Below are 21,808 nucleotides of genomic sequence, written 5' to 3' on the forward strand. Positions count from 1 at the left end.
GTAGTATGTAATCAGCATTTTTCCAACCAGCGACTTATTTGCCGCTGAATTGTTCAAACATCGTATTGCCAGGATTTGGCGTACGAGGCTCATCAACCGGCGTTGGCGCTTTTGGCGAACCACCGTCGTTAGAATTGCCATTACCATTTTTACCGCCGACGTCATCCCAGCCAGCTGGCGGGCGAACTTCAGTACGGTTCATCAGATCGTCTATCTGTGGTGCATCGATGGTTTCATATTTCATCAGGGCATCTTTCATTGAATGAAGGATATCCATATTTTCCATCAGTAAAGTACGCGCACGTGCATAGTTGCGTTCAACCAGAGATTTCACTTCCTGATCGATGATTCGCGCCGTTTCATCAGACATGTGTTTCGCTTTTGCTACTGAACGACCGAGGAAGACTTCGCCTTCTTCTTCCGCATACAGCAACGGACCTAATTTGTCTGAGAAGCCCCACTGCGTAACCATGTTACGGGCAATGGATGTCGCCACTTTAATATCGTTCGATGCACCGGTAGAGACTTTTTCTACACCGTAGATGATCTCTTCAGCAAGACGACCACCGTACAGCGTGGAAATCTGGCTTTCGAGTTTCTGACGGCTGGCACTGATCGCATCACCTACTGGCAGGAAGAACGTAACACCCAATGCCCGGCCACGAGGAATAATCGTGACTTTGTGCACAGGATCGTGTTCAGGAACCAGGCGGCCAATGATGGCGTGACCCGCTTCGTGATACGCGGTGGATTCTTTCTGCGCTTCTGTCATCACCATGGAGCGACGTTCCGCACCCATCATGATTTTGTCTTTGGCTTTTTCGAACTCAACCATAGACACCACACGTTTATTACCACGTGCAGAGAACAGAGCGGCTTCGTTGACCAGGTTTGCCAGATCAGCACCGGAGAAGCCCGGTGTACCACGTGCAATCACTGAAGCATCAACATCTGTTGCCAGAGGAACGCGGCGCATGTGAACTTTAAGGATCTGTTCGCGGCCACGCACGTCTGGCAAGCCAACCACAACCTGACGGTCGAAACGGCCCGGACGCAGCAATGCCGGGTCAAGAACGTCAGGACGGTTAGTCGCAGCAATAACGATAATGCCTTCGTTACCTTCAAAGCCGTCCATCTCAACCAACATCTGGTTCAGCGTTTGCTCACGTTCATCGTGACCGCCGCCTAAACCTGCACCACGCTGACGGCCAACGGCGTCAATTTCATCGATGAAGATGATACATGGAGCAGCTTTCTTCGCTTGTTCGAACATGTCACGCACACGGGATGCGCCGACACCCACGAACATTTCGACGAAGTCAGAACCAGAAATAGTAAAGAAAGGAACCTTAGCTTCACCTGCGATGGCTTTCGCCAGCAAGGTTTTACCGGTACCCGGAGGACCGACCATCAGGACGCCTTTAGGAATTTTACCGCCCAGTTTCTGGAAACGGCTAGGTTCGCGCAGGTAATCAACCAGCTCGCTAACCTCTTCCTTGGCTTCGTCGCAACCTGCAACATCCGCAAAAGTCGTTTTAATTTGATCTTCTGTCAGCATGCGCGCTTTGCTCTTGCCAAAGGACATCGCCCCTTTGCCGCCGCCGCCCTGCATTTGCCGCATAAAGAAGATCCAGACCCCAATCAACAACAACATTGGGAACCAGGAAATAAAGATAGAGGCCAGTAAGCTTGGTTGCTCTGGTGGCTCACCCACTACGGTTACATTTTTGCTCAGCAGCGTATCCAGCAACTTAGGGTCTTCAACTGGAATGTAGGTCGTGTACTTGTTGCTGTCTTTTTTAACAACGTTAATCTCACGTCCATTGATACGCGCTTCGCGAATCTGGTCTTGGGTCAATTCGGACATGAAGGTAGAATAATCTACCCTACGGCCATTAGACTCGCTGGGCCCAAAGCTCTGAAATACAGACATCAATACTACTGCGATGACTAACCAGAGAATCAGGTTCTTCGCCATGTCACTCAAGGGATCAACCTCATATTACAACTGTGTTAACAAACAGCGTTAGGGTACTACAGTTTCCGCCCTGTCGCTACGATGTACACTTCTCGCGAACGTGCTCGGGAAGCGTCTGGCTTACGAATCTTCACCTTCGTAAACAGGGAGCGAATTTCCCGCAGGTATTCATCAAAGCCATCTCCCTGGAACACCTTCACCAGGAAACTTCCGCCTGGTGCTAATACATCCCGACACATATCCAGCGCTAACTCAACCAAATACATCGATTTTGGAATATCGACTGCCGGTGTACCGCTCATATTCGGGGCCATATCGGACATGACCACCTGAACCTTGTTTTCTCCCACGCGGTCAAGCAGCGCTTTGAGAACTAATTCATCACGAAAATCCCCCTGAAGGAAATCGACTCCAACAATAGGATCCATAGGTAAAAGGTCAAGAGCAATGATGCGCCCTTTGCTACCGATCTGCGTGGCGGCAAACTGCGACCATCCACCGGGTGCTGCGCCTAAATCCACAACGGTCATCCCGGGTTTGAACAGCTTATCGCCCTGCTGTATCTCATCAAGCTTAAACCAGGCGCGGGAACGCAGCCCTTTTTTCTGTGCCTGAATCACGTATTTATCGCTAAAGTGTTCCTGCAGCCAGCGTGTGGAACTTGCAGAACGCTTTTTAATAGACATTATTTAGTAACCATATAGTTTTCCAACTACCCTGTGTTAGAGCTTTTGGAACAAGCTGTTAGCGTCATGACGTCTATGGCTAAGTCAGTATAAATCACATCCCGAAGCAGTGCGGGTTGGTCATATACATGAGATGGCGGTAGAATGACCCGTTTTCAATCCCAACTTAAGCAAAAAAGACGATGAATCTTAACAATAAACAAAAACAGTACCTGAAAGGTCTGGCACATCCACTGAAACCGGTTGTCATGCTGGGTAACAACGGCCTGACAGAAGGCGTGCTTGCCGAAATCGAACAGGCACTGAAGCATCACGAACTGATCAAGATTAAAGTCGCGGCAGAAGAACGCGAAACGAAGACCTTGATCGTAGACGCTATCGTGCGTGAAACCAAGGCGTGTAATGTGCAAGTTATCGGCAATATGCTGGTACTTTATCGCCCTTCTACCGAAGACCGCAAAATTATCTTACCGCGTTAATTCGTCAGAGTTTAACGAAAAACGCTTTAGATTTTCGGAAAGGTGCCACGAAATCACGTTCAGGAAAAGGCTATAACTGGCCTTTTTACGTTAGTTTTCAATTTAATGTGAAGTCATTCACTTCATGAATGGGTGATTTATAGGGCGAAACATTACGTTTCGCCCTTTTTAATGCAGATTTTTAGAGGTACTCGACCTTCAGCACTTCAAACTCAACATCCCCGCCTGGGGTGCTGATCACAACCACGTCATCCTGTTCTTTCCCAATCAAACCGCGTGCGATAGGTGAGTTCACAGAAATCAGATTTTGCTTAAAGTCAGCTTCGTCGTCACCCACGATGCGGTAGGTCTGTTCTTCTTCGCTGTCCAGGTTCATCAATTTCACCGTGGCACCAAAAATGACACGCCCCGTCGCCGGCATTTTTGTCACGTCGATCACCTGAGCATTTGAAAGCTTGGCTTCGATCTCCTGAATACGGCCTTCGCAGAAGCCCTGCTGTTCGCGGGCAGCGTGATACTCAGCATTCTCTTTCAGATCGCCGTGTTCGCGCGCAGTGGCAATATCAGCAATAATTTTTGGACGACGTACGCCCTTCAGATGATCCAGCTCTTCACGTAATCTTTCTGCGCCACGCAACGTCATCGGAATCGGTTTCATATATTCATTACCTCTAACTTGGTCCTTTCGGTAAACACCGTCCTGATTGAATCAGGTAAGAAATTAAGCCAGCTCTTTTGACCTACTCACTCTGGCGAAAAACAAAAAAAACCTCACCCGGAGTTGCCACCAGGCCAGGATTCATTTTGCATTATGATTCGTATTTTAACGTAGAGTTCCTTGAGGATCATCGTTTACTTTCAGCCACGTTGCGCCTGGGTTCGTAGCATCGTAGTATGGCACCACATTATCCTGTTGTTACCCAGAGCCTTTACTCAAAATAATGCGTTTTATACGAATAGTCAGTGGATTAGCATGCGCGTTTGTTCTGAATACAAATGCGGCTCAGATCGAAAATTACACAGAATATCTGCCTGACGGTACGAATCTGGCTGTGCTGGTACAGAAAATAGGCGCTCCCGCGCCTGCCATCGACTATCACGGTTCCCAGATGGCGTTGCCCGCCAGTACAATGAAGATCCTGACCGCGCTGGCGGCCTTACTTCAGTTGGGTCCAGATTTCCGATTCACAACCACCCTGGAAACCCCGGGCTCCGTTTCCGATGGCGTCTTAAAAGGGGATCTGGTCGCGCGTTTTTCCGGTGATCCGACGCTGAAACGTCAGAATATTCGGAATATGGTCGCGGTGCTGAAAAAACAGGGCATTAAAGAGATCAGTGGTGATGTGGTCGTGAACACGTCAGTGTTTGCCAGCCATGACAAAGCCCCCGGCTGGCCATGGAATGACATCACACAGTGCTTCAGTGCGCCGCCCGCCGCGGCGATTGTCGATCGTAACTGTTTCTCGGTGTCCCTTTACAGCGCGCCTAAACCTGATGAAAACGCCTTTATCCGCGTCGCCTCCTATTATCCGGTGCATATGTTCAGTGAGGTCCGCACGCTGGCAAAAGGTTCTCCGGATGCACAGTATTGTGAACTGGATGTGGTGCCGGGAGAATTCAATCGCTACACATTGACCGGTTGTCTCACCCAACGCAGTGAACCTTTGCCACTGGCTTTCGCCATTCAGGATGGTGCCAGCTATGCCGGTGCAATTTTGAAAGACGAACTCTTGCAGGCAGATATTCAGATTGATGGCACGTTGAAACGTCAGACGCGCCAGACACCTGCCGGGACGGTGCTTGCACAAACTCAGTCTGCCCCGTTGCATGATCTGCTGCGCATAATGCTGAAGAAATCCGACAACATGATTGCCGATACGGTATTTCGTACGATTGGTCATCAGCGGTTTGGTGTGCCGGGAACCTGGCGTGCCGGTTCAGATGCTGTACGCCAAATCCTTCGCCAGAAAGCGGGCATCGATTTAGGCAACTCTATTCAGGTTGATGGCTCAGGCCTGTCACGTCACGATTTGCTGTCACCGGCGACGATGATGCAGGTACTGCAATACATCGCGCAGAACGATAAGGATTTAGACTTTATCTCAATGCTTCCACTGGCCGGTCATGACGGTACGCTGCAGTATCGCGGTGGTCTGCACGAAGCCGGTGTGGACGGCAAAGTGTCTGCGAAAACAGGCTCACTGTCTGGCGTATACAACCTGGCGGGCTTTATCACCACCGCCAGCGGGCAGCGCATGGCGTTTGTTCAGTTCCTCTCCGGATACGCAGTGCCTCCGGAAGACCAGCGTACGCGTCGCGCTCCGCTGGTACGCTTTGAGAGCCGTCTCTATAAGGACGTCTACCAAAATAATTAACCCTGGAGAAGTGCCAGACGATGAAACTGCTGATAGTTGAAGATGATGAACTTTTACGGCAGGGTTTATCGCTGGCATTAACCAGCGATAATTATGTGTGCGACTGCGCATCCACCGCGGCAGAAGCGCAAAGCCTCATCCAGACCAGTCAATACAGTCTGGTGATCCTTGATTTAGGGTTGCCAGATAAAGATGGCGCCACGCTTCTGCGTCAATGGCGTCGCCAAAGAATTTCCCTTCCCGTCCTCATTTTGACCGCCCGTGATGCTCTTGAAGACCGGGTCGATGGTCTGGACGCCGGTGCCGATGATTACCTGATCAAACCTTTCGCCCTGGCCGAGCTCCAGGCGCGGGTTCGTGCGCTTATTCGCCGCTATCAGGGACAAAGTGATAACGAGATTTCCGTTGGCAATTTGAAAATTAACCTCTCGTCGCAGCAAACCTATCTGGGTGACGCTCAGGTGGAGGTCACGCCGAAGGAATTTGCGATTTTAACCCGGCTGATGATGCGCGCCGGGCAAACGGTCAACCGTGAGTTACTTCAGCAAGATCTCTATACCTGGCAGGACGATTTAGGATCTAATACGCTGGAAGTTCACGTTCATAACCTGCGACGCAAACTGGGTAAGGAACTCATCCGCACAGTGCGCGGCATTGGATACCGGCTGGAGATAGCACCGTGACCAGTATGCGCCGCCGTCTTCTGGTCATGCTGGCGTTGATTCTTTTTGTCACCCAACTCACCAGCATTTTCTGGCTCTGGCATGAAAGTCAGGAGCAGATTAATTTGCTGGTGAATGACACGCTTTCCGCCAAAGTTCGCAATGCGCATGTTGAGAAGGAAATTGCCGAAGCGATTGCCTCACTGATTGCGCCTTCTTTGCTGATGATGACCATTACTCTGGTGCTCTCCTTCTGGGCCATCAGCTGGATTATTCGTCCGCTAAACCAGTTACAAAAACGTCTGGAAACCCGCTCGGCAGATAACCTTTCGCCTTTGCCACTGAACAGCGAAATTCGCGAGGTAGTGGCGGTGACAAACGCCCTCAATCAGCTGTTTTCGCGCCTTTCAAATACGATTCAGCAGGAACGATTATTCACTGCCGATGCCGCTCACGAATTACGAACGCCACTTGCCGGAGTGCGTCTACATCTTGAGATCATGCAAAAAAATGGCATCACCGGCAGCGATACCCTGATTGGTCGCATCGATCAGCTTATGCATACCATTGAACAATTACTGATGTTATCCCGCGCCGGACAGAATTTTGCTAAAGGTGAATATCAGCAAGTGGATCTTGTGGCAAACGTCATCGAACCGCTGCGTGAAGAGTTCTGCGAGATGCTGGAAGATCGCCAACAAAGGCTGATTTTGAGGCTTCCGCAACATGCCACCCTTCAGGGGGATGCCGTTCTGCTTCGTTTGCTGGTGAGGAATCTGGTGGAAAATGCTTTCCGCTACGGCCCTGAGAACAGTGAAATACTCATTACAGTGCAGCCACAGAACAAGGGTTTCCTGATACAAATTGACGATGAAGGTCCGGGGATTGATGAGACAAAAGCGTGTGAGCTGACCCAGGCATTCAAACGTATGGATCAACGTTATGGCGGCAGCGGGTTGGGTTTGAACATTGTGATACGTATTGCTCAACTTCACTGCGGAACGTTGACGTTGCGTAACCGTGCCTCAGGCCACGGGCTGAGTGCGCAATGCTGGCTGCCCGATGTGATTTTGGAAAATGCCCTTTCACTTTCTGCCAGCACCACGAAAAATATGTATTAAAAAAGGCTGCCACTGGCAGCCTTTCAGATTGAGATCTACGCCGGATTAACGTTCGTAAATGATTTCAACGCCTTCGTCGTCGTCTTCATCCCAGTCATCGTCCCAGTCGTCGTCAGCTTCAGATTCCACTTCAGCCAGTTGTTCACGGTGATAATCATCCCACATGAATTCAACTTTTTCTGGCGCAGCTTCTTCAATCGCCATGTGCTTAGGATTTTCATTGATAAATTTCATCACATCCCAGCACAGTGCATTCACGCCTTCGCGATTAGCGGCTGAAATCAGATAGTAGTTACCTTCCCAACCCAGCGCTTCTGCAATGGCTTTAGCACGCGTCTCAGCTTCTTCTTTTTCGATCAGATCAACTTTGTTGAATACCAGCCAACGTGGCTTTTCAGCCAGTTTTGCATTGTATTGCTGCAACTCGTTGATGATAACTTTCGCATTCTCGATCGGATCAGATTCATCAATCGGCGCGATATCGATCAGGTGCAATAACACACGGCAACGCTCAAGGTGTTTCAGGAAGCGAATACCTAAACCAGCACCTTCAGATGCCCCTTCAATCAGACCAGGGATATCGGCGATCACAAAGCTTTGCTCACTGTCCATACGAACAACACCAAGGCTTGGTACCAGGGTGGTAAACGGATAGTCAGCAACTTTTGGTTTCGCTGCGGAAACGGCACGAATGAAGGTCGATTTACCCGCATTTGGCAGCCCCAGCATACCCACGTCAGCCAGCAGCATCAGCTCAAGCGCGATATCACGCTCTTCGCCTTTCGTGCCCATGGTTTTTTGGCGTGGGGAACGGTTAACCGACGATTTGAAGCGGGTATTGCCAAGACCGTGGAAACCGCCTTTAGCCACCATATTGATCTGACCGTGTTTGGTCATATCAGCAAGCACTTCACCGGTGGCCTGATCCAGAACGCGCGTACCAACGGGAACTTTGATCGTAATATCTTTACCGCGTTTACCGGTACAGTCGCTGCTTTGACCGTTTGTGCCGCGCTCCGCGCGATATGATTTCACAAAGCGGAAATCGATCAGCGTATTGAGGTTTTCATCAGCAAGCAGGAAAACGTCGCCACCATCGCCACCGTCGCCACCATCAGGGCCGCCACGGGGAATATATTTCTCACGACGGAAGCTCACACAACCGTTACCGCCGTCACCTGCCACGATCAATATTGTGGCTTCATCAACAAACTTCATTTGTACTGTCTCCGTAAATCATTCGCCGGGCAGCTATAGTTTAGCTACCAGGTTTTGCTCTGTCCGACGAGGCCACCAACGATGGCCTGCTGCGGAAAACATTGCACCCGCCACCACCACAAATGCCCCAAGATAACCTACAAAATTGAGCACTGGTGCGGCGAAATAGCCCGGCCAGGCAAGTGCTAACAGATCTGAAAATAGCAGGGTAAACAAGGGCGTCAGCGTCACTATTGCGCTGACCTGCGATGCCTGCCATCTCGCCATCGCTTCCGCTAAGGCGCCATATCCTACTAAGGTATTCGCGCCGCAAAACAACAAACAGGCAAACTGCCAGCCGCTGAGCTGTGAAAGCATCGCCGGACTGGCCAGCGGGAGCAATGCGATAGAACATAAAGTGTACAGCAAAAACAAGATTTGCGGCGAGGCCAGCTGACGCAACAGAACCTTTTGCGCCACACCATAAATCACCCAAACCATTGCTGCCCCGACACCAAAAATCACACCGAGGGTGTAATCGGTAAGACGGGTAAATATTTCAATCAGGCTGACATTGAAGAACAATATCAGTCCTAAAATCAACATAATGGCGCCAATAACCTGCGTGACACGCATCTTCTCTTTCAGGATTATCACACTGGCCAGCATCATACCAACAGGCGAAAGCTGACCGATAACCTGAGAAGCCGTCGGACTGAGAAACTTCAGTGAAGAACTAAAAAGAACAAAGTTCCCCATCAGCCCTGCGGTGGCAATTAACACCAGAATAAGCCAGCGTGGCCTGCTTAAAATCACTCTTGGCGGTAAGCGACGCTTCGCGGCAAGAATGCATCCCAGCACAATTGCAGCCATGGAAAACCGATACCAGACCACCGTAAAGGGATCCATGACGACCAATACCTGCTTCATAGCGATGGGCAAAGAGCCCCAACTCATGGCAGTGATCAGCGCTAACATGATCCCGACAGGTGCCTGCGATTTAGTATCCATTATCCGCCAGAATGGGCTAACCAGAATGTAAAAAGCCCCGCAACGAGTTGCGGGGCTTACATCTATTTACTAAGACGAGAAAAACTTATTCAGCTTCGATGCTGATGTACTTACGGTTTTTCGGGCCTTTAACTTCGAACTTGACTTTACCGTCAGCCAAAGCAAACAGAGTGTGGTCCTTGCCGCAACCCACGTTGATACCAGCGTGGAATTTGGTGCCGCGCTGACGAACGATGATGCTGCCTGCCAGTACTGCTTCGCCGCCAAAGCGTTTTACGCCCAGACGTTTAGCTTCTGAATCGCGACCGTTGCGTGTGGAGCCGCCAGCCTTTTTGTGTGCCATTGTTCCGCTCTCCTAATCTTAAGCGCTGATGCCGGTGATTTTAACGTCAGTGAACCACTGACGGTGGCCCTGCTGCTTACGATAGTGCTTACGACGACGAAACTTAACGATTTTGACTTTAACGCCACGACCGTGAGCAACGATTTCAGCTTTAACGATACCGCCAGCAACTAAAGGCAGGCCGATATTAATTTCTTCACCGTTTGCAATCATCAGAACCTGATCAAACTCGATCGTTTCGCCAGTTGCGATGTCAAGCTTCTCAAGGCGAATAGTCTGCCCTTCGCTGACACGGTGTTGTTTACCACCACTTTGGAAAACCGCGTACATATAAAACTCCGCTTTCCGCGCACTCAACTTTGTATAGTTCAGAGGGCGCTATAAATATTCACAATAGGGCGCGAATTCTACGCAAAAAATCAGAGTAAGACAAGAGCACAATGACCACAAAAGAAGAAAAAAAGCGCAGTTCTTTCGTTATCATTTATCTACACTGTTTTTCAAGTACAATCCCCTTTACAGTTAGCGCCATCTGCCAATGTGAGCCAGATCTCATTGCGGTGAAGAGAACAACAGCCGAAAAAACACAATGAACCTAGAACAGATTATCGATCTTACTCAGGACGACATGGCTGCGGTCAACGCATCCATCCTTGAACAGTTGAACTCCGAAGTTTCACTCATCAATCAACTGGGATATTACATCATCAGCGGTGGCGGTAAACGCATCCGTCCAATGATTGCAGTATTGACTGCCCGTGCGCTCTCTTACGAAGGCGACAAGCACATCAAAGTGGCTGCGTTGATTGAGTTTATCCATACCGCCACGTTATTGCACGATGACGTTGTGGATGAATCCGACATGCGTCGGGGCAAAGCCACTGCCAATGCGGCTTTTGGTAATGCGGCCAGCGTACTGGTGGGTGATTTCATTTACACCCGTGCCTTCCAGATGATGACTGATTTGGAATCACTTCCCGTTTTAGCTCTGATGGCAAAAGCGGTGAATGTGATCGCCGAAGGCGAAGTACAGCAACTGATCAACTGCAACGATCCTGACATTAGCGAAGAGAGCTACATGCAGGTTATTTACAGCAAAACAGCGCGCCTCTTCGAAGCAGCATCCCAGTCTTCTGCCATGCTGGCTGGCGGAACTCAGGAGCAGATTGTCGCGTTGCAGGATTACGGTCGCTATCTGGGTACTGCGTTCCAGCTGATTGATGATTTACTCGATTATGATGCTGACGGCGAAACGCTGGGTAAAAATACCGGTGATGATCTTGATGAAGGCAAACCGACATTACCGCTTTTGCATGCAATGCAGCATGGTGATGAAGAACAGTCAGCCATGATCCGTAAAGCTATCGAAGAAGGTAATGGGCGCCATTTACTGGAACCCGTCCTGGCAGCCATGCACCAGTGGGGCTCACTGGAGTACACCCGTCAGCGCGCTGAAGAAGAAGCAGACAAAGCGATTAAAGCCCTTCAGGTATTGCCGGAGTCTGTCTACCGCTCCGCGCTTGAAGGTTTGGCGCACCTTTCTGTGAAACGCGACTTCTGATGTTTTCTGTCGTACCTGCATGACCACGGCAGGTACGACAGAGTTACAACGCTAGCTTTCGTCAGGTTTGCGTAACCTGTTTAATATTTCCGAAACACCTTCTCTCACAATAAACGAGATCATTGTTTCACGTTCCGGCTCTCTCAGTTGCTTATAGCTTTCAATCCATATCGCCAGGGGATCCTGATGCGACGTATAAACATACTCTGCCGAGTGCTCATTCATCGCCAGACTGGCGACGGTATTACCTGGCAAACTGTCTATGTGATATTCAACCGCACGCCCCTGTACACCTCGCCTCCTTCGCTTTATCCAGCATAACCTGCGCGCCATTCCGTGCACGCCTTGTGTCGAAGTCGGAAGCCCTTCTTTACCGGTCAACTCCTTTGCTGCAAACCACTCTTTTTTCATAACGTTCCTTGTCTTTCTCATTCAAACCAATAAGAAAGTTGCTGTTATAAATCCATGTGAATAATGACGATGCTTTCCTGACACGGGCGACGTTTATTTTAGAGAAGATATTAACGCCACCACTTAAGGAAAACGTCTATTTAACGGAAAGAAGATATTCAATTTTTCGAAATGAGTCCACTGCTGCTTTAAAAGTTTCCATGAATTATCTTTATCAACAAACCATGAATATGCTTAAAGGAAGTTTTTTAGAAAGAAGCATTATAATGTCGAAAGAAAAACATTAACACCCTTAAAATATAACTATAAAACAAAGCCTTAAGATAAAAATCAATAATCAATAATCAATAATCAATAATCATTCAACTATAATAAATTCACTACTCAAAACATTTAATTATTATTTTTATAAATGCTAAAGATCAAAAAACACGCATACCGATAACGCATTCACTTTAATAAATTTCAACTTTGCACGTGATACATCATGAAAATAGACATGAATCACAAAAAGCAACATGAATTTACTTGTTTGTTTAAATCACAATAAGAATGTATTTTTCTAAATGAAAGCAATGAGGGTTTTTAAGAAACATAGATTTAAATGATCGTAAATAAATCAAACCCTCGTTAAATGTATAAGTGCGATAAATATGCCCGCGGAATAAAATTAAACAAATAAGGAAGCCATCATGAATACAAGGAACGAAGACTGGCATCAGGCCGATATTATTGCTGCACTCAGAAAGAAAGGAACCACCCTGGCGGCAGTATCGCGCTCTGCAGGTTTGAGCTCTTCCACCTTATCAAACGCTCTGACACGGCCATGGCCAAAGGGCGAATTGCTCATCGCGAATGCGCTGGGGTTACATCCTTCAATTATCTGGCCAAGCCGCTATTTCGACACCAGGACTTTTCAGATCATTGAACGCCGTTGCCGCACACCCAATGCTGCGCAAGAGTAAATCCGAGGGGAGATAAAAGAAAAAAACCGCCGGGATAAGCCGGCGGTTATCTATAAAGAGACGCAATCAGTGATTAATAAACTGTTCGCCGAGTTCGATATCCTTATGCAGGATCTCCAGCATCGATTCCAGTGACTGCTGTTCAAATGCGCTCAGTTTACCGATGTCCAGCAATTCGGTGATCCCGTTTTTGCCAAGCAAAACAGGCTGTGCGAAAAAGCGAGCATACTCGCCATTGCCTTCGACATACGCACATTCCACAACGTTGCTTTCACCCTGCATAGCTCTCAGTAATGAAAGTCCGAAACGCGCAGCCGCCTGCCCCATCGACAGCGTTGCTGATCCACCACCCGCTTTTGCTTCTACCACTTCAGTACCTGCGTTTTGAATGCGCTTGGTGAGTGAAGTGATTTCACTTTCGCTGAACGCCACACCAGGTACCTGAGAGAGCAGCGGCAGAATAGTGACACCAGAATGTCCACCGATCACCGGCACTTCAATGTCTTCCGGTTGTTTACCTTTTAACTCCGCAACGAAAGTATTAGAACGGATCGCATCCAGCGTTGTGATGCCAAAAAGTTTGTTTTTGTCATAGACGCCGGCTTTTTTCAGCACTTCTGCCGCAATAGCAACCGTCGTGTTGACCGGGTTGGTGATAATGCCAATGCAGGCTTTCGGACAGGTTTTCGCCACTTGCTGAATAAGATTACGAACAATACCCGCGTTAACATTAAACAGATCTGAGCGATCCATCCCTGGTTTTCGCGCCACACCCGCTGAAATCAGGACAATATCTGCGCCTTCCAAAGCAGGTGTGGCATCTTCGCCACAGAAGCCTTTGATTTTCACAGCGGTAGGGATATGACTGAGATCGACAGCAACGCCCGGCGTCACCGGAGCGATATCATATAATGAGAGTTCGGAACCGGAAGGTAGCTGGGTCTTTAGCAGAAGCGCGAGGGCCTGACCGATACCGCCCGCAGCACCGAGAACTGCAACTTTCATCCTATACTCCTTTTTTATCATTAACTTATAAGTGTCGTGGAATTATTTTGGTTGTGACCTTAATCACTTACGCTGTTAAAAACAATCGCTCACCTGCAGAGAATCTGAGGTTGGTCGTTTAGAAAGTAAAAAAATACACCTAAGCGCCCTTATCCGGTCTTTTATGACTTTTATCGGAAAGCTACCCCTTAAAAGTAGCACCGCAAAAGACGTCAGGTTAATAAATGGTTAAATTTGGTTCATTGTGTGAGCTGAATCGAAATCGGTTGAGCCCAACTTCCTGCGGAAGGCTTACTCAAAATTCACAATTTCGGCATATTCATGAAAAACCCACTAACGCGACACCCGTCACATTCCTTGCAGAACGGTGAGTTCTGGATTGTCCATGTCTTGCGTTGTTGCATAAAAATGCAATTATCTGCATAATCAGCCAAACATTGATCAAGAGACCAGGGTGCAAAATGCGTAATCCTGCCAAACAGGAAGATTTAATCAAAGCCTTCAAAGCATTACTGAAGGAAGAGAAATTCAGTTCTCAGGGCGAAATTGTCGTCGCACTCCAGGAGGAGGGCTTCGAAAACATCAACCAGTCCAAAGTCTCACGGATGCTGACCAAGTTCGGTGCGGTGCGTACGCGCAACGCGAAAATGGAAATGGTGTACTGCCTGCCCGCTGAAATCGGTGTGCCAACAACGACCAGTCCGCTGAAGAACCTGGTACTGGACATTGATCACAATGAAGCCATGGTGGTCATCCGCACCAGTCCGGGGGCAGCACAGCTGATCGCCCGCCTGCTTGATTCACTCGGAAAATCAGAGGGTATCCTCGGAACTATCGCGGGTGATGATACGATTTTCATTACACCTGCCCGCAGTTTCAGCGTTAAACAACTGCACGATGCGATCCTGAGTTTGTTCGAACAAGAGTTATAAGCCGCCTCAATAGTACAAGGGTGTAAGCGCCCTTTCTGTGCAGGGGGTCAGAAGAACAGAATTTCTGACCTCAGGCCAGCCTCTTTACCCTTCCTTTATATTGCGCACATTTCAAATGCCGCACAAAAATACCGGTTTTCTACCATGAACGGGTACAAGGCGCATGCCCTCTTCTGTTAACGCCGGTCACAACAGGCTCATTTCCGTCACATAAATATTTCAATGATGTGATTCACACCAAAAATAAGCACAGATAATCAAATTCATTCAATCTATTGATTTTACTAAAAATCAACACCTTTTGAACAATTTATAGACGTTTTTTATTACTTTCCGTTATTAAAAACACCAATAGGACACACATAACCACCCAAATAACTATTAGCAAACTATTAATATTTTGAGTGACTAGATGTATACTCATTTCCGTGGTGTGAGACACCAGTTGTTGGAACACATAATAAAATCGACGAGGTCAAATCATGAACGTTAAAACTACAATCGCAACATTAAGCATTCTCTCTGCTCTGTCATTTGGTGCATTTGCAGCACAACCTGTTAGTCAGGAACAAGCTGCCAATCTGCAGGCGAAAGGGATGATCAGCGTCAGCGGCGTTGCCGGTGCACCTTCTGATATCCGCCAGGCACTGTCTGACAAAGCCGATGCAAAAGGCGCTAAAGCTTTCCGCGTTATTGAAGTGCGTCAGGAAGGTAACTACCACGCAACCGCAGAAATCTACCAGTAAGTTCCGGTAGCCATCGCGAAGGGGCCTGAATAAATCAGGCCCGTGAATAAACAGATTTATCACTGCCCGTTTTACGTTCCCGCACGCTTTAAGCGCCCTGAACTGCAGTTAACAGCCCTGATAAATCTACATTTGAATCGACGTTGCTCTCTCAAATTGCATCAACGTCAGTGAAATCAGGAAATTATCATGAAAATCATCACTACTATCGCCGCTCTTAGTCTGTTGTCTGCTGTGTCTTTCGGTGCGTCTGCTGCGCAACTGATCACGAATCAGCAAGCAGAAAATCTGCAACCTATGGGCATGATCAGCGTGAGCGGAGTGAATGGTGCACCCACCGATATTCGCCAGCAGCTGTCTGACAAGGCTGATGCCAAAGGCGCTAAATCTTATCGTGTGATCGAAGCCCATAATGAAGGCGCTTATCACGCGACAGCAGAAATCTATCAGTAAGATTTTCTGTACGTTACCCAGAACTAAAGCCACTGCTTGAGTATTTATATGAATTAGCGTTACCGGGTTTCAACAGCCACAGATCGTCTCAATAAAACGATGCTGTTGAGGCTGGGAGAGAGCTGACACTGCCACTGCCGTGCTCTCTTGCTAACGATACCCTCGTCGTCCTGTCCGACGACACCCTTTGGCTCCCACGCTTTTTTTGGGAGCTTTTTTTTGTCTGTTGATAAGCCATTGCCCGGAATTAAAGACAAAAAAAGCACAGCGAATGCTGTGCTTTGAGGCCGTTGAGGAAGACATTATGGCTGCTGTGTCATGCTCGCTTTCGCGGCCAGTGCCTCCAGCAGTTTTCCGTGGATGCCACCAAAACCGCCATTACTCATGACGAGAATATGATCGCCCGGCAGCGAGGCCTTGATCACCATATCCACCAGCGAATCCACATCAGCACTCCAGTGCGCAGGCTGTATACAGTGTTCAGCCACTTCTGCTACCTGCCACGGAATATGCTGCGGCTGCAGCAGGAAAACTTCGTCCGCACGCCCCAGCGACGGCGCCAGTTCGTTTTTGCTCATGCCCATTTTCATGGTGTTTGAGCGCGGTTCAAGCACTGCCAGAATACGCGCCGTGCCGCCCACTTTGCTGCGCAATGCGGAGAGCGTTGCCAGAATCGCCGTTGGGTGATGGGCGAAGTCGTCATAGACGCTGACGCCATTTTCAACGCCGCGCAGTTCGAGACGACGACGCGCGTTGATAAATTCGCCCAGGGCTTTACAGGCATCCTCCGGTTTCACACCGACATGACGCGCGGCGGCAATCGCCATCAGCCCGTTATGCATGTTGTGTTCACCGACCAGATTCCAGTCCACCTGCCCGACGATTTCGCCTTTCAGGTAGACATTGAAAGAGCTGGCATCCGGCGTCAGTTTTTTTGCATCCCACGAACAGGCATCCGTTTCACCCGCAAATTCCTGTTCACTCCAGCACCCCATCGCCATCACTTGCTTAAGCGGAGTATCGTGCTCGGGCAGGATGATTTTCCCTTTACCCGGCACCAGACGCACCAGATGATGGAACTGTTTCTGGATGGCTTTAAGATCGTCGAAGATATCGGCGTGATCGAATTCAAGGTTGTTCAGGACCAGCGTGCGTGGGCTGTAGTGAACGAATTTCGAGCGCTTATCAAAGAAAGCACAATCGTACTCATCAGCTTCCAGCACCATAAACGGGCTGTTGCCCAGACGCGCAGACACCTCAAAGTTACCCGGCACGCCACCAATGACGTATCCCGGCTCATAACCACAGGCTTCGAGGATCCACGTCACCATACCCGCCGTGGTGGTTTTGCCATGTGTACCGGCAACGGCAATCACCCAACGCCCAGGCAGAACGTGATCGTGCAGCCATTGCGGGCCAGACACGTAAGGGATCCCCTGTTCCAGCACGGCTTCAACGCACGGGTTTCCGCGCGTCATCGCATTGCCAATGATCACCAGATCCGGCTGAGGGTCTAATTGTGCAGGATCGTACCCCGTAATCAGCTCAATACCCTGATTTTCCAGCAGCGTACTCATCGGTGGATAAACGTTATCGTCCGAACCTGTAACCTGATGCCCCTGAGCACGAGCCAGCATCGCCAGCCCGCCCATAAACGTGCCGCAAATCCCAAGAATATGAATGCGCATATGTTTTCCATTAATGCCTTTAAGTCAGCCGCCATTCTACCGCTCAGAATCCTTCAGAAGAAATGGATTTGCCTATGATTCATCCATATATTTGGGCTAAACTGCCCACGCTCTTGTAAAGGTTTTATTAACGAACCGTTATCCATCCTAGATTCAGGGAACGTGTTATGAAAACGTTAGGCGAATTTATTGTTGAAAAACAGCAAGACTTTCCTCATGCAACCGGTGAACTCACCGCCTTGCTCTCAGCAATAAAACTCGGCGCTAAAATCATTCACCGTGACATCAACAAAGCGGGTCTGGTTGATATTCTCGGTACCAGCGGCGCAGAAAATGTTCAGGGCGAAGTACAGATGAAGCTCGATCTGTATGCGAATGAGAAGTTAAAAGCAGCCATGAAAGCGCGCGGCGAAATTGCCGGTATCGCGTCGGAAGAAGAAGACGAAATTGTTATTTTCGAGGGCGAACGCGCTGAGAATGCAAAATACGTCATTTTGATGGATCCGCTCGATGGCTCTTCAAACATCGACGTTAACGTCTCGGTCGGCACCATCTTCTCCATCTACCGTCGTACCACGCCACTGGGCCAGTCGGTGACCGAAGCTGACTTCCTGCAACCGGGCAACCGTCAGGTCGCTGCGGGCTACGTGGTTTACGGTTCGTCCACCATGCTGGTATACACCACCGGCGTTGGCGTTCATGCCTTCACTTACGATCCTTCACTCGGTGTATTCTGCCTCTCCCATGAAAAAGTACGCTACCCGGCAACCGGCAGCATGTATTCGATCAATGAAGGCAACTACATCAAATTCCCGCTCGGCGTAAAAAAATACATCAAATATTGTCAGGAGCAGGACGAAGCTACGCTGCGCCCTTACACCTCACGTTACATCGGTTCTCTGGTGGCAGATTTCCACCGTAACCTGCTCAAAGGTGGCATTTACATTTACCCAAGTACGGCGACCCATCCCAACGGAAAATTGCGTTTGCTGTACGAATGCAACCCGATGGCGTTCCTGGCTGAACAGGCCGGTGGCAAAGCCAGCGACGGTAAAAACCGCATTCTGGATATCATTCCGCAGAAACTGCATGAACGCGCGCCGTTCTTCGTCGGTAACTGCTCAATGGTCGAAGATGCAGAACGCTTTATCGCCCAATTCCCTGATGAATAAGCCCTGCGCGGCACGACAATAAAACATCAAAGAATGAACGTGATACCTCTGTAACTTAGCCTTACCGTTGTTCTGAACGTAAAAAGGTGGCTTTCTAAGCCACCTTTTTTATTTCCTGCAAAATGCGGTTTTACGATCGGTACTGCTCAGACTGATTCAGTTTGAACACGGCCATGCTCGCCGCCAGCAGCTGAGCCTGCTCTTCCAGAGAACGCGTCGCCGCCGTCGCCTGTTCAACTAACGCGGCGTTTTGCTGTGCCACCTGATCCATCTGGGTGATCGCGACATTCACCTGCTCGATGCCGTGCGTTTGCTCGCTGGTGGCAATCGAGATTTCCCGCATCAGGCTGGTCACGCGCGTCACTTCGCTGGAAATTTCCAGCATCGTCGCCGCCGCAGATTTCACCATGCTGGATCCTTCCGCCACCCGGCTTTCTGAATCACCAATCAGCTCTTTGATTTCTTTGGCTGATTGCGCACTGCGCTGTGCCAGGCTGCGCACTTCCCCCGCCACGACGGCAAATCCGCGCCCCTGCTCACCGGCACGTGCGGCTTCAACGGCGGCATTCAGCGCCAGAATATTGGTCTGGAAAGCGATGCCGTCGATGACAGTAATGATATCGCCGATACGTTTGGAGCTGTCGGTGATGCCCTGCATTTTCTCCATCACCTGATTAACAACCTGGCTGCCTTTGTCCGCAATCGATGAAACGCTGTGCGCCAGCTGGTTCGCCTGTTCAGAGTTTGCGGCGTTCATCCGCACGGTCGAGGTCAGCTGCTCCATGCTGGCGGCAGTTTCTTCCAGAGAGGCCGCAGACTCTTCGGTGCGCTGCGCCAGATGCACATTACCGGCCGCCAGTTCGCGCGAGCCCACGTCAATCTGGTTACCCGCATCGCGGACGCGGCCAACCGATAACACCAGAGAATCCTGCATTTGCTTCATGGCTTTCAGCAGGCGCCCCATTTCGTTGTTGTGAGAGTCGTCGATATCGTGTGTCAGATCGCCTTGCGCAATGAATTCCAGCTGCGCGATGGAAAACGTCAGCGGACGCATAATGAGTTTCTGCAATGCAAACCACGCCATGATCGCAATCGTCAGCGCCACCACAAAAGCCGCGACGATGACGGTCAGCTGGATACGCGCCTCTGCCCGAGCCTGCTCAATGCGTTGACGGGTGTTATCCACCGCATACGCGCGGAAATCCGCGAGCGCTTTGTCGTAAGCATTGCTGTAGGGCGTGATTTTATTCTCCAGCACATCGTAATAACTGTCGGCGCTTTGCGACTGCAACGCCTGAAGAATGGGGACCAGGCCATTGGTTTTGTAGGCTTCGTAGGTTTTTTGCACCGCCGCGGACAAATCCCTGCCGTGCTGAGTGTCATCCACTATGCTGACGAATTTTCCCAGATCCTCATCTGCCTGTTTGATGTAACCGGCAATGCGGTCGGACGTTGCTTTCGCGTCATCCATCATGCCGATTTCCAGCTGACGGACAGCCACACCGCTGGCAACACGGGTGCGCAGGGAGTAACTGTAGCTGTCAGCCAGCGAGCCCAACTCCTCGCCCTGCAGCTGATTAATCTTTTGCAGCGAGGTCGCACTTTGCCTGATGGCATTGGCGCCCAGTACGCTCACCAACAGTAAAATCAGGGTCATAAACACTAACAGGCCGATCAGACCGGCCTTTACGCTCAGCTTATTCAACATACGGTGTTATCCAGTCATTCAGGTGAAAAGGAGAAGTGCATATCGCGGTAGGGGTCAGGTTTATCCCGACTTTTATTTGAATAGAGTTATCGGCAATTGACTGAATTTCTTGATAAGAAAAGCAAAAACAGGCAGTTACGCGGTGAAATGACCTGGCGGTAAATTTTACTGCCGAACCTTAAGTTTTTGCAGGTTCGCAACAGCAGGTCATGCGGGAAAATTGGAAAGCGACATTCGGTGAAAAGGGCGGGAAATCACGGGAGACTTGGCTATAATGTGCGGCACTCTATTCCTGGTTCAATGAAGGAAACCAACCATGAGCTTACTGAATGTACCTGCTGGCAAAGATATGCCAGAAGATATCTACGTTGTTATCGAAATCCCGGCAAATGCTGATCCGATCAAATACGAAGTAGATAAAGACACCGGCGCACTGTTCGTAGACCGTTTCATGTCTACAGCGATGTTCTACCCGTGCAACTACGGCTACATCAACCACACTCTGTCTCTGGATGGCGACCCGGTTGACGTTCTGGTGCCAACGCCTTACCCACTGCAACCGGGTTCTGTGATCCGTTGCCGTCCGGTTGGCATGCTGAAAATGACCGACGAAGCGGGTGAAGATGCGAAGCTGGTTGCGGTTCCGCACACTAAACTGAGCAAAGAATACGATCACATCCAGGATGTGAACGACCTGCCAGAACTGCTGCGCGGCCAGATCACCCACTTCTTCGAGCAATACAAAGCGCTGGAAAAAGGCAAATGGGTAAAAGTTGACGGTTGGGCTGACGCTGCTGCTGCAAAAGCTGAAATCGTGGCTTCTTTCGAACGCGCTAAAAACAAATAAGTTTTTCGCTGTTCGGACGAAAAAAAACACCGCCAGATGGCGGTGTTTTTTTATGTATTACGCGTTGAAACACAACGTTTATTTTTAGACGACCTTGCTCAGATTACTCACTCTGCTGCATCGTTACGCTTTACCCAGTCGCCACCCTCTATTCTCGGCACACCATCCAGTGAGCGAATGTAGAGATAAATCCAGGCACTGCCGTACGGCGTCGAAATCAGCTCGCGACGATAATCTTTTGTATTACTTTTCAGTTCATCCAGCTCGGCTAAGATAGACGAGTTTATGCGGTAAACTTCGCAGTAGACCTTTCCTTCCCCTGGAATCACAGCCGGGTAATGCCCCAGATTATAGAGCGCATACCCTTCCAGCTCATGGTCACCCAGCCATTGAGCGTTAGTCATCCAATGACTGTTGCCTTGCTTGCGTCGCAGACTACCGTAAACAATTATTCGCATGTTTATATTC

The 21,808-nt window shown here is 49.4% G+C and carries 23 protein-coding genes; 11 read left to right on the plus strand and 12 right to left on the minus strand.

Features of this window, described 5'->3' with window-relative positions; translation table 11 throughout:
- Window positions 1-34: 34 nt before the first annotated feature.
- Window positions 35-1,987, minus strand: a complete 1,953-nt coding sequence (gene ftsH, locus ED901_RS14075) for an ATP-dependent zinc metalloprotease FtsH (protein ID WP_072158216.1) — start codon at window positions 1,985-1,987, stop codon at window positions 35-37.
- Between the two features lie 47 nt (window positions 1,988-2,034).
- Window positions 2,035-2,664 carry a 23S rRNA (uridine(2552)-2'-O)-methyltransferase RlmE gene (gene rlmE, locus ED901_RS14080; protein WP_056782440.1) on the minus strand — a complete coding sequence of 210 codons (630 nt, stop codon included), beginning with the start codon at window positions 2,662-2,664 and terminating at the stop codon, window positions 2,035-2,037.
- 182 nt (window positions 2,665-2,846) lie between these two features.
- On the opposite strand from rlmE, the gene yhbY reads away from it, so the two are divergent.
- Complete coding sequence (gene yhbY, locus ED901_RS14085) at window positions 2,847-3,143, plus strand: ribosome assembly RNA-binding protein YhbY (protein ID WP_056782441.1); 297 nt, start codon at window positions 2,847-2,849, stop codon at window positions 3,141-3,143.
- A 181-nt stretch (window positions 3,144-3,324) separates the two neighbouring features.
- Here the strand turns inward: yhbY and greA are convergent, their stop codons facing one another.
- Window positions 3,325-3,801 (minus strand): transcription elongation factor GreA, encoded by a 477-nt coding sequence (gene greA / locus ED901_RS14090; protein ID WP_056782442.1) that lies wholly within the window; start codon window positions 3,799-3,801, stop codon window positions 3,325-3,327.
- Window positions 3,802-4,084: 283 nt separating this feature from the next.
- Between greA and dacB the strand changes: the two genes are divergently transcribed.
- From dacB to pmrB, 3 genes are read left to right on the plus strand one after another with little or no spacing between them, the layout of a single operon-like run.
- Window positions 4,085-5,518 carry a serine-type D-Ala-D-Ala carboxypeptidase gene (gene dacB, locus ED901_RS14095; RefSeq protein ID WP_056782443.1) on the plus strand — a complete coding sequence of 478 codons (1,434 nt, stop codon included), beginning with the start codon at window positions 4,085-4,087 and terminating at the stop codon, window positions 5,516-5,518.
- Window positions 5,519-5,538: 20 nt separating this feature from the next.
- Window positions 5,539-6,201 carry a two-component system response regulator PmrA gene (gene pmrA, locus ED901_RS14100; protein WP_056782444.1) on the plus strand — a complete coding sequence of 221 codons (663 nt, stop codon included), beginning with the start codon at window positions 5,539-5,541 and terminating at the stop codon, window positions 6,199-6,201.
- A complete protein-coding gene (pmrB, locus tag ED901_RS14105) occupies window positions 6,198-7,301 on the plus strand; it encodes a two-component system sensor histidine kinase PmrB (RefSeq protein WP_122096274.1) in 1,104 nt (367 codons plus the stop codon). The genes pmrA and pmrB overlap by 4 nt, the downstream gene beginning before the upstream one ends.
- A gap of 45 nt (window positions 7,302-7,346) precedes the next feature.
- Here the strand turns inward: pmrB and cgtA are convergent, their stop codons facing one another.
- The 4 genes from cgtA to rplU all read right to left on the minus strand — a co-directional run bounded on the left by cgtA (window position 7,347) and on the right by rplU (window position 10,182).
- Complete coding sequence (gene cgtA, locus ED901_RS14110; RefSeq protein ID WP_056782446.1) at window positions 7,347-8,519, minus strand: Obg family GTPase CgtA; 1,173 nt, start codon at window positions 8,517-8,519, stop codon at window positions 7,347-7,349.
- Window positions 8,520-8,552: 33 nt separating this feature from the next.
- Window positions 8,553-9,509: a DMT family transporter gene (locus ED901_RS14115; RefSeq protein WP_056782447.1), complete on the minus strand. Its 957-nt coding sequence runs from the start codon at window positions 9,507-9,509 to the stop codon at window positions 8,553-8,555.
- A gap of 85 nt (window positions 9,510-9,594) precedes the next feature.
- Complete coding sequence (gene rpmA, locus ED901_RS14120) at window positions 9,595-9,852, minus strand: 50S ribosomal protein L27 (RefSeq protein WP_013573805.1); 258 nt, start codon at window positions 9,850-9,852, stop codon at window positions 9,595-9,597.
- An 18-nt stretch (window positions 9,853-9,870) separates the two neighbouring features.
- Window positions 9,871-10,182 (minus strand): 50S ribosomal protein L21, encoded by a 312-nt coding sequence (gene rplU, locus ED901_RS14125; RefSeq protein ID WP_056782448.1) that lies wholly within the window; start codon window positions 10,180-10,182, stop codon window positions 9,871-9,873.
- Between the two features lie 259 nt (window positions 10,183-10,441).
- On the opposite strand from rplU, the gene ispB reads away from it, so the two are divergent.
- Complete coding sequence (ispB, locus tag ED901_RS14130; protein ID WP_056782449.1) at window positions 10,442-11,413, plus strand: octaprenyl diphosphate synthase; 972 nt, start codon at window positions 10,442-10,444, stop codon at window positions 11,411-11,413.
- 51 nt (window positions 11,414-11,464) lie between these two features.
- Here ispB and ED901_RS14135 read toward each other — a convergent pair whose 3' ends face one another.
- The gene (locus tag ED901_RS14135) at window positions 11,465-11,824 is read right to left on the minus strand and encodes a DNA-binding protein (protein WP_056782450.1); all 360 of its coding nucleotides are present in this window, start codon (window positions 11,822-11,824) and stop codon (window positions 11,465-11,467) included.
- Between the two features lie 692 nt (window positions 11,825-12,516).
- On the opposite strand from ED901_RS14135, the gene ED901_RS14140 reads away from it, so the two are divergent.
- The gene (locus ED901_RS14140; RefSeq protein WP_122096275.1) at window positions 12,517-12,789 is read left to right on the plus strand and encodes a helix-turn-helix transcriptional regulator; all 273 of its coding nucleotides are present in this window, start codon (window positions 12,517-12,519) and stop codon (window positions 12,787-12,789) included.
- 66 nt (window positions 12,790-12,855) lie between these two features.
- On the opposite strand, the gene mdh is transcribed toward ED901_RS14140, so the two are convergent.
- On the minus strand, window positions 12,856-13,794 hold the full coding sequence (gene mdh / locus ED901_RS14145) for a malate dehydrogenase (protein ID WP_122096276.1): 939 nt from the start codon (window positions 13,792-13,794) through the stop codon (window positions 12,856-12,858).
- A gap of 461 nt (window positions 13,795-14,255) precedes the next feature.
- Here mdh and argR point away from each other — a divergent pair, with 461 nt between their 5' ends.
- The 3 genes from argR (at window position 14,256) to yhcN (ED901_RS14160) (ending at window position 15,925) form a co-directional block, all read left to right on the plus strand.
- Window positions 14,256-14,726: a transcriptional regulator ArgR gene (gene argR / locus ED901_RS14150; protein WP_056782453.1), complete on the plus strand. Its 471-nt coding sequence runs from the start codon at window positions 14,256-14,258 to the stop codon at window positions 14,724-14,726.
- A 482-nt stretch (window positions 14,727-15,208) separates the two neighbouring features.
- Window positions 15,209-15,472 carry a peroxide/acid stress response protein YhcN gene (gene yhcN, locus ED901_RS14155; RefSeq protein ID WP_056782454.1) on the plus strand — a complete coding sequence of 88 codons (264 nt, stop codon included), beginning with the start codon at window positions 15,209-15,211 and terminating at the stop codon, window positions 15,470-15,472.
- A 189-nt stretch (window positions 15,473-15,661) separates the two neighbouring features.
- Entirely contained in the window at window positions 15,662-15,925 is a 264-nt protein-coding gene (gene yhcN, locus ED901_RS14160) for a peroxide/acid stress response protein YhcN (protein ID WP_122096277.1), read from the plus strand.
- A gap of 302 nt (window positions 15,926-16,227) precedes the next feature.
- Here yhcN (ED901_RS14160) and mpl read toward each other — a convergent pair whose 3' ends face one another.
- Window positions 16,228-17,613 (minus strand): UDP-N-acetylmuramate:L-alanyl-gamma-D-glutamyl-meso-diaminopimelate ligase, encoded by a 1,386-nt coding sequence (gene mpl, locus ED901_RS14165; protein ID WP_122096278.1) that lies wholly within the window; start codon window positions 17,611-17,613, stop codon window positions 16,228-16,230.
- Window positions 17,614-17,780: 167 nt separating this feature from the next.
- On the opposite strand from mpl, the gene fbp reads away from it, so the two are divergent.
- Window positions 17,781-18,785: a class 1 fructose-bisphosphatase gene (gene fbp / locus ED901_RS14170; protein ID WP_056782457.1), complete on the plus strand. Its 1,005-nt coding sequence runs from the start codon at window positions 17,781-17,783 to the stop codon at window positions 18,783-18,785.
- Between the two features lie 130 nt (window positions 18,786-18,915).
- On the opposite strand, the gene ED901_RS14175 is transcribed toward fbp, so the two are convergent.
- Window positions 18,916-20,493, minus strand: a complete 1,578-nt coding sequence (locus ED901_RS14175; RefSeq protein WP_122096279.1) for a methyl-accepting chemotaxis protein — start codon at window positions 20,491-20,493, stop codon at window positions 18,916-18,918.
- Between the two features lie 316 nt (window positions 20,494-20,809).
- Between ED901_RS14175 and ppa the strand changes: the two genes are divergently transcribed.
- Window positions 20,810-21,340 carry an inorganic diphosphatase gene (gene ppa / locus ED901_RS14180; protein WP_056782459.1) on the plus strand — a complete coding sequence of 177 codons (531 nt, stop codon included), beginning with the start codon at window positions 20,810-20,812 and terminating at the stop codon, window positions 21,338-21,340.
- A gap of 107 nt (window positions 21,341-21,447) precedes the next feature.
- Here the strand turns inward: ppa and ED901_RS14185 are convergent, their stop codons facing one another.
- A complete protein-coding gene (locus tag ED901_RS14185; RefSeq protein WP_122096280.1) occupies window positions 21,448-21,798 on the minus strand; it encodes a gamma-glutamylcyclotransferase in 351 nt (116 codons plus the stop codon).
- Window positions 21,799-21,808 lie beyond the last annotated feature (10 nt).

This window comes from Rahnella sp. Larv3_ips (assembly GCF_003697865.1).
GTDB classification, from domain to species: Bacteria; Pseudomonadota; Gammaproteobacteria; order Enterobacterales; family Enterobacteriaceae; genus Rahnella; species Rahnella rivi.

What these genes read in the sequence shown, in the direction of transcription:
- yhcN (WP_056782454.1), top strand. Translation starts at nt 15,209, where the DNA reads ATGAACGTTAAAACTACAATCGCAACATTAAGCATTCTCTCTGCTCTG.
- greA (WP_056782442.1), bottom strand. Translation starts at nt 3,801, where the DNA reads ATGAAACCGATTCCGATGACGTTGCGTGGCGCAGAAAGATTACGTGAA.
- rplU (WP_056782448.1), bottom strand. Translation starts at nt 10,182, where the DNA reads ATGTACGCGGTTTTCCAAAGTGGTGGTAAACAACACCGTGTCAGCGAA.
- ppa (WP_056782459.1), top strand. Translation starts at nt 20,810, where the DNA reads ATGAGCTTACTGAATGTACCTGCTGGCAAAGATATGCCAGAAGATATC.
- pmrA (WP_056782444.1), top strand. Translation starts at nt 5,539, where the DNA reads ATGAAACTGCTGATAGTTGAAGATGATGAACTTTTACGGCAGGGTTTA.
- cgtA (WP_056782446.1), bottom strand. Translation starts at nt 8,519, where the DNA reads ATGAAGTTTGTTGATGAAGCCACAATATTGATCGTGGCAGGTGACGGC.
- mdh (WP_122096276.1), bottom strand. Translation starts at nt 13,794, where the DNA reads ATGAAAGTTGCAGTTCTCGGTGCTGCGGGCGGTATCGGTCAGGCCCTC.
- yhcN (WP_122096277.1), top strand. Translation starts at nt 15,662, where the DNA reads ATGAAAATCATCACTACTATCGCCGCTCTTAGTCTGTTGTCTGCTGTG.
- mpl (WP_122096278.1), bottom strand. Translation starts at nt 17,613, where the DNA reads ATGCGCATTCATATTCTTGGGATTTGCGGCACGTTTATGGGCGGGCTG.
- ED901_RS14115 (WP_056782447.1), bottom strand. Translation starts at nt 9,509, where the DNA reads ATGGATACTAAATCGCAGGCACCTGTCGGGATCATGTTAGCGCTGATC.
- rpmA (WP_013573805.1), bottom strand. Translation starts at nt 9,852, where the DNA reads ATGGCACACAAAAAGGCTGGCGGCTCCACACGCAACGGTCGCGATTCA.
- dacB (WP_056782443.1), top strand. Translation starts at nt 4,085, where the DNA reads ATGCGTTTTATACGAATAGTCAGTGGATTAGCATGCGCGTTTGTTCTG.
- ED901_RS14175 (WP_122096279.1), bottom strand. Translation starts at nt 20,493, where the DNA reads ATGTTGAATAAGCTGAGCGTAAAGGCCGGTCTGATCGGCCTGTTAGTG.
- rlmE (WP_056782440.1), bottom strand. Translation starts at nt 2,664, where the DNA reads ATGTCTATTAAAAAGCGTTCTGCAAGTTCCACACGCTGGCTGCAGGAA.
- argR (WP_056782453.1), top strand. Translation starts at nt 14,256, where the DNA reads ATGCGTAATCCTGCCAAACAGGAAGATTTAATCAAAGCCTTCAAAGCA.
- yhbY (WP_056782441.1), top strand. Translation starts at nt 2,847, where the DNA reads ATGAATCTTAACAATAAACAAAAACAGTACCTGAAAGGTCTGGCACAT.
- ispB (WP_056782449.1), top strand. Translation starts at nt 10,442, where the DNA reads ATGAACCTAGAACAGATTATCGATCTTACTCAGGACGACATGGCTGCG.
- ED901_RS14135 (WP_056782450.1), bottom strand. Translation starts at nt 11,824, where the DNA reads ATGAAAAAAGAGTGGTTTGCAGCAAAGGAGTTGACCGGTAAAGAAGGG.
- ED901_RS14140 (WP_122096275.1), top strand. Translation starts at nt 12,517, where the DNA reads ATGAATACAAGGAACGAAGACTGGCATCAGGCCGATATTATTGCTGCA.
- ED901_RS14185 (WP_122096280.1), bottom strand. Translation starts at nt 21,798, where the DNA reads ATGCGAATAATTGTTTACGGTAGTCTGCGACGCAAGCAAGGCAACAGT.
- fbp (WP_056782457.1), top strand. Translation starts at nt 17,781, where the DNA reads ATGAAAACGTTAGGCGAATTTATTGTTGAAAAACAGCAAGACTTTCCT.